Here is a 12,228-nt window from a genome sequence, read left to right as displayed (position 1 = left end):
ATGCTGGGTGAGCATGGTATGGATGAGGAGGGCTTCTCGGGACGAAATGGCAGGACCACGATCTACGACTACTGGTCAATGGAGTCGATGAGGGCTCTCCACCAGCCGACCCTGCGGTCCGAGGAGCAGCGGGAGCTTCGTGAGCGGTACCGTCGACTGCTTGAGCTGGTTCGCCATCCGGTCTTCGATCATGGGCTTTTCTTTGACCTAATGTATGCGGTAGGCGACAGGCTGGATCCCGGGAGACAGTATGCCTTCCTCCGCTACCGTCCGGGCAAGCTGGCACTTGTGGTCGCCAACTTTGCCGATCATACTGCTGATCTCGCACTGCCGCTCCCGAGACACGCCTTTGATACCCTGCACTGTCAGGAGGGGAGGAGCTGCAGGATGCTTGACTTCCAGAGCGGAGACGAGGAGGTGGTGACATTGGAGAGTGATCGACCCTACACCATCAGGGTAAGGCCGCATGACTACGGCGTGCTCCTCTTTACTCCCTTGAGTCCTTACTTCCCCGAGTGAGATGACCCGTCAGATAGAGACTTACTTCGAGCAGAAAGGAGTCAGGCCGACTGCCAATCGGGTACTTGTGCTGAGGGCGCTCCGAGCTGAGGAGCATCCGGTGACGCTGACTGACCTGGAGCTGACGCTGAGCCCGATGGACAAGTCCAGCATCTTCCGTGTGCTGACGCTCTTCTTAGAGCAAGACATTGTCCATGCCTTTGAGGACGGACGAGGGCTACTCAATTACGAGCTCTGTGGCAGTGAGGGACCCTGCGACCGGCGGGACGAGCACATCCACTTCTACTGCGAGTCGTGCCGACAGTCCTTCTGTATGGAGGATCTCACACTACCCGAGATGGAGTTGCCGGAGGGCTTCACGCCGCACTCCATCTCCTTTGTCATCAAGGGCGAGTGCCCCAAGTGTCGCCGTCGGCACGAGAGTGACTGACCACGATCGAAAAGGAAGCAAAGAGCCAACCCCCTCAGGAGGATTTCTAATACCGGTATTAGTCTCTTCTAATACCGGTAAAAGTCTCTTCTAATACCGGTAATAGATAGAGGGTAAAGTCCTCTCCGGACTTAACTTACTTAAGGAAATAATTCAGTATCTTTCGCTTCGAAAACAAAACCGATTTTTCCACTATTTTATATGATGAATCGAAGACTTAATACACTCCTGTCGCTCCTTCTGATGTTAGCCTTCGTCACAGTGGCAAAGGCACAGACTGAGAGCGGCCTCCGGGTCATCACCGGTCTCGTACTTGAGACCAATGGTGAGCCGATCCCCGGCGCGACGATCTATGCACCACAGGCCGCCAAGGGGGCGATCTCTGAGGTGGACGGCTCCTTCAGGATCGAGGTCCCGGTCGTTGAGAAGACACTCTCCGTCAGCTATGTGGGTATGTCGACTGTTGTCCTGAGTCTCAAGCCGGACAAGTCCTACTACAAGGTGACCCTCTACGAGGATGTGGCCAAGCTGGACGAGGTGGTGGTCACCGGCTACCAGACGATCTCTAAGGAGCGTGCAACGGGCTCCTTTGCGATCATGGGTAAAGATGATATCAGCAAGAAGCTGGACACCTCGCTCCTCAAGCGACTGGAGGGTGGCGTCGCCGGTCTGCAGTCTCGTGGGGGAGGTGAACTGCAGATCCGTGGCATCACCTCTCTTCTCGGCAATACGAAGCCACTGATCGTGGTGGATGGGATGCCGCTCGAGGGCGATCTCTCGAGCATCAATCCCTCCATGATCGAGCGAGTGACAGTGCTTAAGGATGCTGCTGCCGCCTCTATCTATGGAGCGCGAGCTGCCAATGGCGTCATTGTCATCAATACCGTGAGTGGCTCTCGAGATGGGGGATTCAGTCTCACTTATGACGGGGTGATGGAGATGACGGCAAAGCCCTCGTATGACTACCTACACCGCATCTCCTCCGCGCAGCTCGTTGAGCTCTCGGAGTATGTCATGCAGAGCCAGTTCCCCGGTATTACCTGGTCCCTGCTCTCATCCCAGAGGCAGGCTTATCCCTACTTCATGGAGCTCTTCTCCAAGCGGAGTGAGGGGCTGATCTCTGACACAGAGTATCAGGCAGAGCGTAGTCGACTGTCAGGCTACAGCAATACCGGCGATATAAGGGATGCACTTCTTCGTACGGGGCTAATGCAGACGCATAACGTCAGCATGATCAAGTCCGGTAAGGGGAATCGCTTCATCGCTTCGGTCAATTATGCCGGCAATCACCCGACGGATGCTCTGTCACGTGATCGGTCGATCGGCTTCTCGCTCCGTAATCTGATCGACTTGTCTGACCGTCTCTCGAGCGATATTTCCGTGTCGGGCAACTATGGACGATCCTACTCCGACGATGGTTCCCCCAGTGCGCTCAGTCTCCTTTATAGCCTTCCCTCTTATGTGCCCATAGTAGACAACGGATCCTATCTGAGTCTCCCGACGGAGCGGAGTGAGAGCTCCAAGGCTGATCTCCTGGCGAAGGGGCTGGAGAGCGAGGAGTACAATCCTCTCCGTGATCGTAGCATGGAGTGGTCTCGAGGGGAGAATAGCTACACGCGTGTCAATGCAAAGCTGTCCTATAAGCTGCTCACCGGTCTCACACTTGATGGTCAGCTGCAGGTGGAGAAGGGAGCCAATTACAGCAAGAACTTTGCTGATGCCACCTCCTACACCGTCCGGCAGATGCGGAATGCCGCCACTGTCCTCGAGGATGGCAGTTATGTCTCTTACATACCGAAGGGAGGGCATCTCCGCGAGACCCGTGGAGGGATGACCGGCTATACAGCGAGGATGCAGGCCAATTACGACACCAGCTTCGGCGAGGACCACCGACTGACTGCCCTCGCCGGTACGGAGTGGCGGAGGATCCACTCCACCTCCACCTCGTCCTACCTGATGGGTTACGATGATATCTCTCTGGGATCGGTCCCCTATGACGCCGGTAAGCTTGCCAATCTCTCCGGGACGATGGCGATGAACGGTCGCTTCACCTTCCCCTCCAATCGCTACAATCGGGTGACCGACCATGACGATCGCTTCATCTCGATGTACGCTAATTTCTCCTACGATTACCTGGACAAGTACAATCTCACCGGTAGTGTCCGCATCGATCAGTCCAATCTCTTCGGCACCGACCCGAAGATCCAGTACAAGCCACTCTGGTCTCTCGGTGCCGCCTGGGCGATGCACAAGGAGGACTTCATGAAGGAGGTGACCTGGGTAGATCGTCTCACCCCTCGCCTTACCTATGGTATCGGAGGAAATATCCCTAAGGTCGGTGGTCCCTATATGATCGTCCGGACCGGACAGTATGGAGAGATGAACCGCCTGCCCGGCAGTACCATCCAGACGCCGCCCAATCCCTCCCTCACCTGGGAGCGGACAGCGACGCTCAATCTCGGTCTCGACTTTGCCATCCTCCACAATCGCATCAGCGGATATATCGACCTTTACAACAAGGCAACGAGCAACCTCCTCGGTACCCGATCCGGTGATCCGACACTTGGCTGGGCAAGTCTCTTGATGAACTATGGAGCAATGAACAACCGAGGTATAGAGATCACACTTCATACCATTAATCTCCAGAGTCCGGACTTCCGCTGGAGCACTGACTTCACCTTTGCTTACAATCGCAACCGAATCCTAGATGTAGACGAGCCGAACAAGAGCGTCAATAAGTACATCATGAGTGACTACGGTGTGCAGACCTCCGGGTATCCGGTTAATAGCCTCTTTGCTCTCCCCTGGGCCGGACTCTACACCACCGATGAGGAGGGCAATCGGATCGAGCAGGGACGCCCGCACGTCTATACTACCACCCCCGATGGTAAGAGAGTGGCGGTCACGGAGACAGAGCGTATGGAGGATCTGATCCACGTCGGTACGCTCACCCCGGTGTGGAATGGCGGTCTCACGAGTACTCTTGAGTACAAGGACCTGTCGCTCTCCTTTGCTTTCGTCTACTATGGCGGTCATAAGCTGCGCCAGGTGGTGGCTCCCTATCTCTCCGGTCTCAATTTTGTCACTGCCGGGACCAATACGGATGCCGACCTGATCCACACTTGGCGCAAGGAGGGCGATGAAGACAACCCCCTCACCACACCTCTGCTCTCAGGTAATGATCCCACCGATGGTGAGAAGGCTTCCTGGTACGGCGCCGATAAGCATGTCCTCTCCGGAAATTATATCCGTCTCAAAGATGTGGTGCTTGCCTACAGACTGCCGTCGACGCTTCTCCGATCGATGCACCTGACCGATGTGACCCTACGTCTCCAGGCCAGTAACCTCTGGTACTATGCTGCCAATGGTAAGGGCATTGATCCTGAGGCTTACTCCTTCGGGATGGGGACACCGGCACGACTGCCACAGGTGCCTGCTTCCTTCTCCTTCGGACTCTCACTTACGCTCTAATCCATCGACTCGTAACGTATGAAAGTGATATACAAAACACTCGCTCTCCTCGCGCTCTCGCTGATGCTCAGCGGCTGTAAGGACTTTCTCGGGAATGTCCCCAAGGGCTACCAGATACCGACTAAGGTGGAGGAGTATGAGCTACTGCTCAATGACGACAAGCTGACCTCTCTCGCCTCCTCCGAGTATGACCTGATGGCGGATGAGATCTATGTGCCTGCCACACTCGATGAGGACCTCTACTACCAGACGACGCTGAAGAATATGACACCTGTCTGGAGGCGTATCTATCTCTACCAGGCACCTTTCTATGGCCCTGACAAGGCGGATGGCAATTACGATGCAGCTTACAGTAGGATCTTTACCTACAACTCCATCCTCACCGGACTTAAGACAGCCTCCGGAGACGAGACTGAGATGTCTCGAGTCCGTGCGGAGGCGCTTGCCGGTCGTGCCCTGGAGTATCTGACCCTCGTCGGTATCTATGGTCCGTCGTACGATAAAGGGCGTGCTGCAGAGATCAAGACGGTTGCTCTACTCACCGACAACGACATCAATCATAAGGATCTCTCGCCCGCTACTCAAGAGGAGGTCTACCGCCAGATCATCGCAGACCTGACGGAGGCACTGCCTGCTCTGCCCGACCAGCCCTCCGGTAATGCTTACCGCATGAGCAAGGGCGCCGGCTACGGCATCTTCGCTCGCGCCGCCTGGCAGATGAGGGACTATGAGACCGCGCTCAAGTATGCCCATAAGGCACTAGAGACTAAGAGCGAACTGGTAGACTACAAGACGCTTGACTTTGACGAGGGAGAGTGGCAGGCAGGGGTGCGCAATAACTACCCCGAGGCTCTCCTCAATCCGGAGAATATCCTCATCCGTCACCTCTCGCCTCTCAGTGGTCTTGATGAGTATGCCCTTGTCGGACATGAGATTCCAGAGCTCTTCGAGGGGACAAAGGATCGGCGACGTGAGATCTTCATCACGAGTGTACCCGGTGGAAGTGCTGAGAGTTGCCCTCCGGGCGAGCTGGTATGGAACCCTGCCATCCGTCCCAATGTCGGCATCTCCACTCCTGAGATGTACCTTATTGCGGCAGAGTGTGAGGCGAGGGTAGGGAGTGCGGATGAGGCCCTTCGTCTCCTCAATCACCTGCGCGACTATCGGATCGTGGACAATCATCCTCTTCTGATCAGCGATCGCACGGAGCTGGTCCGTGCGGTGCTTGATGAGCGGCAGCGGGAGTTCCTCTTCCGTGGCTTCTTCCGAATTGTCGACCTGAAGCGACGCGCTCAGGACCCCGACTTTGCCGTCACGGTCACCCACTATGACGAGAAGGGCAATCCCGTCGTTGCATCTCCCACGTCGCCGGACTACCTGAGAGTACCGCTTCCCGCCAAGGTGCTTGCCTTCTGGGAAAATCAGAAATAACGTCAGTACGCTACACTACTAATTCTATGAGGAGATATCCGGACCACCGGATGTCTCCTCATAGTTTCTTTAGGTAGAGAGGCCGGAACAATACTATGTCAAGTGAATGACTTAAATCCTAGTGCTGCAAAGGTAGTGCCTCTCATATAGTCAATGTCTTATTGGAGCTCATCCACTCCATTAGATGTAAAAAGTGCGATCACTTGTCGAGTTGTGGCTACTTTAAATCCCTCCTGTCTTAAAACAGTTACAGAATAGCCTTGGCCCTCCTGTTGATCACAATGAATAAGGGTTCCTTAGACGTTGTATTCACACTATATTTCCGTACATTTACAAGGAAGTTATTGTTAAATAGAGGTAATGCGTATGTCTCCAATAAAGGAAGCTGTACACAGGACATCATTGTTTCTCAGCTATAATTCCAGAGCTGATAGAAAGACGTATGGGCAGTTTTTCACCCCAGAGACTACTGCCCTATTTATGGCGTCTATGTTACATGTTGACATGGGTAAGAGTTCTCTAAGGATCCTTGATGCCGGTGCCGGTAGTGGTATTTTGTCAGTGGCATTGTTAGATCATATTCGTAAAAGCGGTTATCAGGGCTTAGTAGAGTTGGTATGCTATGAGAATGACGAGAAAGTCCTTGGCGTTCTTGCAAAGAACCTTGCCTCTATCAATGACTCTAATTTTATTTTTGAAATTCGAGGTGAGAACTACATCACCTCCCAAGCTTTTGATTCCGACAATGCTCTATTTGAGAGAGAGAATACAGAACGCTACGATCTTGTAATAGGTAATCCCCCATACAAGAAAATAGCCAAGAATTCACCCGAAGCATTGCATATGAAAAGTGTGTGTCATGGGTCTCCCAATCTATACTTTCTTTTTTGGGCTATGGGTATTCATAACCTTAAAGAGGATGGTGAGCTTGTCTATATTGTCCCAAGGTCTTGGACTTCTGGGACCTATTTTAGTAGATTCAGGAAGTATATGTTATCTCGCTGCACTATAACTGACATTCATGTTTTCGACAGTAGAGATAAAGTCTTTGTCGGTGATGCTGTATTGCAAGAGACGGTTATTGTTAAAATGAGAAAGGGTCCTGCGAAATCACAGAAGATAAGAATCTCATCCTCGAGCACATCAGATTTTCATGATATCAAGTACTTCAACGTTGACTATAACATCATAGTGGGAAGGAACAACTACGTATACTTGGTTACCAACGATGAAGAATCGCAAGTCCTTCACACACTTGGAAGGCTCTCGCACACATTAGTGTCCGACGATTTACGAATGAAGACAGGAATCATTGTGGATTTTCGCACAAGAAAAGTGCTTCGAAGTGAAAGCTCGGATAGCACATATCCGCTTATTCATTCTCAGCACTTTAAGAATGGACGAGTCGTGTGGCCCGTGGGGAGAGAGAATGAGTACATTGACACTGAAAGCAAGAGTTACTTACAAGAAAACACAAATTATTTATTCGTTAAACGCATCACAGCCAAGGAGGAGAAAAGGCGGTTGCAGTGTGCTATATATATGTGTTCTGATTATCCTGACTTCAAGTATATAAGCACACATAACAAAATCAATTACATAAAATGCACCTCTAAAGAAGAGGCATATGGACTCTATGTTCTTCTCAATTCTACTATCTATGATCAATACTACAGAATACTTAATGGCTCAACGCAAGTCAACGCAACTGAAATCAATAATATGCCCGTTCCCTCACGAGAGACCATCCGTGAGATGGGAAAAGAATTAGAGGGTAAGATTTTGAGTCAGTCTGAATGTGATAACATATTGAAAAGATGGATAAGCTAAAGGATATCAAGGCATTACTCGTTACAATCGGAATGCCAAAGGCACAGCAATCAGACTTGTGTGCACTAACTATACTAGCAATGGCTGATTTAACCAATAGTGACAAGTATACCGATGCTACTAATGACTGGATTAGAATACACGAAGTGATAGTTTTCATACGTTCCAATTATGGTGTCAACTATGCCGAAAACACACGAGAAACAATTCGGAAGCAGGCAATGCACCATTTTAGAGCAGCTGCACTGATTGAGGATAACGGTGTTGCAACGAACAGCCCGAAATATGGATACAGACTGACTGACGAGTTCTTGAGTGTTATACACCAAATGGACAAATCCCAAATGGATCTCACGAGAAATAAAGCACTAAAATCTTTTCTTAATCATCATGAGAAGCTGGTAGATGTATACACTTCAAAGAAGCGTATCCGAAAAATGCCTGTTAGGATCAATGGGAGTGATTATTCTTTTAGCCCCGGATCTCATAACAAACTTCAGAAAGCTATTCTCGAGGAGTTTGCCCCAAGGTTTGCTCCGGGCTCGAGCTGTCTCTATGTTGGGGACACCACACATAGGGATATGTTTAAAGACGAATCAACGTTGCGTAAGCTGGGACTGATTATAACCATTCATGACAAAATGCCGGATGTTGTCCTCTACAGGGAAGATAAGGACTGGCTTTACTTTATTGAGGCAGTAGATTCTGTCGGACCTATGAGTCCGGAAAGAGTGAGAGACATTACACAGATGTCCTCAGAAGTGAAGTCTGGAATAATCTTCGTGACAGCATTCCTTACGTTTTCGAAGTTCAAACAGTTCTCTGAACAACTCGCATGGGAAACAGAGGTGTGGATTGCTGACATGCCAGACCATATGATACACCTCAATGGGGATAAATTTATGGGACCAAGATAATAGGCGTAATAAGACCATTGTACAATGGTCTTGAGTTTTAGGGAGGAGTTTCTTCGTGGAAGATTTTGCATAATGCTTTGGTTGCAGGGATTAATAGGAAGTGTTGTGGGGGAGATCAATGGAAACGTATTCGCAAGTGTGAGCGAAATCTAATCTTATAGTGGTGCCTCTGAAGGATATTATTCAAAGGTCCTCTTGGGGTCAGTGCTAAGCGAGGGCGTGCCGTCTCGGATGAGACGGCACGCCCTCGTTGTGTTTTGGGGGAAAGGTGTGATCAGAGGCCGAGGTCTGCGATCTTGGCACTCATCTCGTTGGCGTCATTGGTCTTGAGTTCAATGGTGCCCTCGGGATTGATCAGGATCAGGGTCGGGATCGCCTGGATGCCGTAGGCGTCGGCGAAGGCAGTCGTGGTGTCAAAGACCGTGGTCCAGGTCATACCGAGCTCCTCGCGAGCCTTCGTATTTGCCTCGTAGGTCTCGTTGATCCCGCCGATGCTCACCACCTTGATCGTGGATGGATGTCCCTTTGCGATCTCGGCGAGGTGAGGCATGGCAGCACGACAGGGACCGCACCAGGAGGCCCAGACATCGATGAGGAGGTGCTTGCCCTCCTCACGGAGTTCGCTCACGCGGATCTCCTTGCTGGTCTCATCGGTCATCGTTACGTCGACGTAGGGCTGACCGGCACTCGTCTTATGCTCTGCCTGCTGCAGCTCATAGAGCTTCTTCAGGTCCGGATCCTGCTTGACCAGGTCTCCGGCAGACTCGTAGAGCTCGACGAAGCCCTTAGAGTCGGAGGTGGGGTAGAGGGAGAGCGCCATCCGTCCCAGCTCGTTATCCTTATTCTCCTCGAAGCACTTGCGAGCGATCTCGGCCACTCTTGCGGAGAAGCGATCAGAGAGCTCTGCGCCCTTCTCAGAGATCTCGGGAGTCACCTTATTCCCGGCAGCCTTGTACGCCTCCTGGAGCGAGAGGCTCTCGCGGACGTAGTCGCCGTAGGCGGCATTGTACTCCTCCGTGAGGGTGGCGAGATGGCGATTCATCGGCGTGGAGGTCTCGTCGTAGGTGTATCCCTCTCTGTCGCTGTAGGGGATGATCGTCGAGGTGCCACTCTCGGGGAAGTATCCGATCGCCTGACCACCCAGCTCCACGTCGTAACGAGCGACGGAGATGGTGTCGGGGAGGATTAGCTCAAAGGCTCCTGAGGTTACCTGAGCGGAGTCGATCCGATGGCCGCCCTTGGCGATGAGCGTGGCATACTGCCCCTCGAGACTCTGGGGGAGGTTGCTTCCCCGTAGGCGAGGTGCGGTGCTCTCCTTCGTGCAGGCGATGGTGCCGGCTGCCAGTAGCCCGGCAGAGAGGAGAAGTAGGGACTTCTTCATACTGTGTTTCTTATCTTATTATGTAGATGAGTCATTGAGGTGTAAATCTACCACTTTCCTGATTTACCCCAGGGGTGACGCATTTAAGTAGCACAGAAGCCCATCAACTCATTATGAAGAGAGGGCAACAAAGCACCCCTTGCGGGTGCCCGCTCCTCAGCCACAGGTCGAGGGGCGTAGCCCCGAAGACCCGTGGACCAGGCATCACAAGCAATCCTGCGACCCCGCTAGGGTGTCGCACTATCAAGCTTGCCCTGGGAATGCGATGCCCGGAGGGGGGGCGCCGGGAAAGGGGATTTCTGCTCGGCGACCCGAAAGGGGTCGAGGGGATTAAGGCGGGTATCGGCACATCGGTCACCGCTTCGCGGATGACCGATGCCTATGGAGCGAGCACCCTTCGGGTGCCTCACGGATGAGCCCACTTCGGTACATAATTAACCTAATGCTTAAATGCGTCACCCTGATTTACCTCGATCAGAAGAGGGTCTTTAGGAAATTATAACTACCTTTGCACTCGCAATGAGAGAAGTCTTGTTGCCTTCGCCTAGGGGTGCCTGTCCGCAAGGGCAGGCTGAGAGCAGACCCTCCGAACCTGTCCGGTTAATTCCGACGTAGGAAAGTGCGTGATACCGACTACCTCCGTGTAGGTAGTCCCCCATCATCAAAATCTGCTCGCCCATACCCTGTGGGCTTAGTGCCGTAGTTGTGACACTTACTTTATCATCTTATATGAGCAGATATATGAAACATCTTATCACCAGACTACTGTCTGTCGGAGCTCTCAGTGGGGCTCTCCTCCTCGGCGCCAGTGCCCAGGACGTCTCTCAGGAGTATGACCTGGATGCGGTCGAGGTCCTCGGCATCCGCCCCGGACAGCTCACCCCGGTCACCAAGCAGACGATCAAGCTCCCTGAGCTGAAGCTCCATACCACCGCCTGGGACGTGCCGACGCTCCTCCGCGGTACTCCCTCCCTCCTGATCACCCAGGATGCCGGCACGATGGGCGGCTACACCGGCTTCTCCATCCGTGGCGTCGACCCCTCGCGCGTCAATATCACCGTCAATGGCGTCCCGGTCAATGACTCCGAGAGTCAGGCGGTCTTCTGGGCCAATATGCCCGACTTCGGCAGCCGTCTCTCCGATATCGTCATCGTCCGTGGTGCCGGTTCGTCCACCTTTGGCGCCGGAGCCTTCGGTGCGACGATGGACATGCGTATCGCTATCCCTGAGTCCGAGACCGGTGGTAGCGTCTCCACCTACTGGGGCTCCTACGGCATGCGCCGCGATATGGTGCACCTCACTACAGGAGCTCTGGCGGGCAACTGGCGCTTCAGTGGTTTCCTCTCCCGCACGTCCGGCAATGGATACCGGGATCGTAGCGGAAACAAGGGATTCTCCTACCTCCTCCAGGCCTACAAGGGGGGCGACAATTACTCCCTCCAGCTGATCCACAATCTCGGTGACCAGCATACTCAAGTAGCGTGGACAGGAGCCAATCAGTCCATGATAGACTCTTATGGTCGTCGCTACAATCCGGACGGGCTGATGAATAAGGGCGAGAAAGAGCTCTCCAAGCAGCTCTTCTACCCCGACCAGACCGACAACTACCGCCAGAGCCACACCTATGCCATCCTCAAGCATCAGCCGACGGACAACTTCAGCTACGATGTGACCCTCCACTATACTCGTGGTAAGGGATTTACTCGGGAGTATAAGAATGAGCGCAAGCTCCGGGAGTACTTCGTCGTCCCGATGAGCAACAAGACAAAGGCTGACCTTGTGCGAGAGAAGTACCTCGACAACCACTTCGCCGGTGGGATCTTCAACGCCATGTGGACCGGTGAGAAGGGTCGTATCAACTTTGGTCTCTCCGGAAATCACTACTGGGGCGATCACTATGGCATCCTCCCCTGGGTCGACGGGATCGCAAAGGGGACGATGACTGAGTTTGGTCCCTTCTACCCCAATTCAGAGTACTATCGCAACTCCTCCGCCGTCACCGGCATCGCCACCTACCTCAAGGGCGAGTGGAATATCACCGACCACCTCCTCGCATATGGTGACGTGATGTACCGCTACTCCCGCACCACCATGCACGGACTCTCCGACAAGAAGTCCGATAAGACCGGTAAGATGGACGTCCTCAACTTCGAGGGCACCAACGCTCCGACCTACCACTTTGTCCTCCCCAAGGTGGGACTCAACTTCCACCCCTCACGCAACCACTCCTACTACATCTCCTACACGAC

General features: G+C 53.0%; 7 protein-coding genes, 1 pseudogene and 1 riboswitch. Of the genes and pseudogenes, 7 read left to right on the top strand and 1 reads right to left on the bottom strand.

The window, feature by feature from the left end:
* From Q0F21_RS02575 to Q0F21_RS02550, 6 genes and pseudogenes are all read left to right on the top strand, one after another.
* Positions 1–519 (top strand): annotated as a pseudogene (locus Q0F21_RS02575) (hypothetical protein); the annotation flags it as partial.
* A 1-nt stretch (position 520) separates the two neighbouring features.
* The gene (locus Q0F21_RS02570) at positions 521–949 is read left to right on the top strand and encodes a transcriptional repressor (RefSeq protein ID WP_297237109.1); all 429 of its coding nucleotides are present in this window, start codon (positions 521–523) and stop codon (positions 947–949) included.
* Positions 950–1,153: 204 nt separating this feature from the next.
* The gene (locus Q0F21_RS02565; protein ID WP_297237107.1) at positions 1,154–4,420 is read left to right on the top strand and encodes a SusC/RagA family TonB-linked outer membrane protein; all 3,267 of its coding nucleotides are present in this window, start codon (positions 1,154–1,156) and stop codon (positions 4,418–4,420) included.
* An 18-nt stretch (positions 4,421–4,438) separates the two neighbouring features.
* Positions 4,439–5,851, top strand: coding sequence for a RagB/SusD family nutrient uptake outer membrane protein (locus tag Q0F21_RS02560; protein WP_297237105.1), 1,413 nt, complete (start codon positions 4,439–4,441; stop codon positions 5,849–5,851).
* Between the two features lie 366 nt (positions 5,852–6,217).
* On the top strand, positions 6,218–7,681 hold the full coding sequence (locus tag Q0F21_RS02555; RefSeq protein WP_297237103.1) for an N-6 DNA methylase: 1,464 nt from the start codon (positions 6,218–6,220) through the stop codon (positions 7,679–7,681).
* A complete protein-coding gene (locus Q0F21_RS02550; RefSeq protein ID WP_297237101.1) occupies positions 7,669–8,598 on the top strand; it encodes a BsuBI/PstI family type II restriction endonuclease in 930 nt (309 codons plus the stop codon). The genes Q0F21_RS02555 and Q0F21_RS02550 overlap by 13 nt, the downstream gene beginning before the upstream one ends.
* Before the next feature lie 274 nt (positions 8,599–8,872).
* Here the strand turns inward: Q0F21_RS02550 and Q0F21_RS02545 are convergent, their stop codons facing one another.
* A complete protein-coding gene (locus Q0F21_RS02545; protein WP_297237099.1) occupies positions 8,873–9,979 on the bottom strand; it encodes a TlpA disulfide reductase family protein in 1,107 nt (368 codons plus the stop codon).
* A 536-nt stretch (positions 9,980–10,515) separates the two neighbouring features.
* A riboswitch (TPP riboswitch) is annotated at positions 10,516–10,615 on the top strand.
* Positions 10,616–10,720: 105 nt separating this feature from the next.
* Between Q0F21_RS02545 and Q0F21_RS02540 the strand changes: the two genes are divergently transcribed.
* The coding region (locus Q0F21_RS02540) for a TonB-dependent receptor plug domain-containing protein (protein WP_297237097.1) at positions 10,721–12,228 on the top strand (1,508 nt) is incomplete at its 3' end.

The organism is uncultured Porphyromonas sp. (genome assembly GCF_934359325.1).
Lineage (GTDB): Bacteria > Bacteroidota > Bacteroidia > Bacteroidales > Porphyromonadaceae > Porphyromonas_A.
Note: the sequence above shows the minus strand (reverse complement) of the source record. Positions and strands in the feature narration are given on the sequence as shown.

What these genes read in the sequence shown, in the direction of transcription:
- Q0F21_RS02570 (WP_297237109.1), top strand. Translation starts at nt 521, where the DNA reads ATGACCCGTCAGATAGAGACTTACTTCGAGCAGAAAGGAGTCAGGCCG.
- Q0F21_RS02565 (WP_297237107.1), top strand. Translation starts at nt 1,154, where the DNA reads ATGAATCGAAGACTTAATACACTCCTGTCGCTCCTTCTGATGTTAGCC.
- Q0F21_RS02560 (WP_297237105.1), top strand. Translation starts at nt 4,439, where the DNA reads ATGAAAGTGATATACAAAACACTCGCTCTCCTCGCGCTCTCGCTGATG.
- Q0F21_RS02555 (WP_297237103.1), top strand. Translation starts at nt 6,218, where the DNA reads ATGTCTCCAATAAAGGAAGCTGTACACAGGACATCATTGTTTCTCAGC.
- Q0F21_RS02550 (WP_297237101.1), top strand. Translation starts at nt 7,669, where the DNA reads ATGGATAAGCTAAAGGATATCAAGGCATTACTCGTTACAATCGGAATG.
- Q0F21_RS02545 (WP_297237099.1), bottom strand. Translation starts at nt 9,979, where the DNA reads ATGAAGAAGTCCCTACTTCTCCTCTCTGCCGGGCTACTGGCAGCCGGC.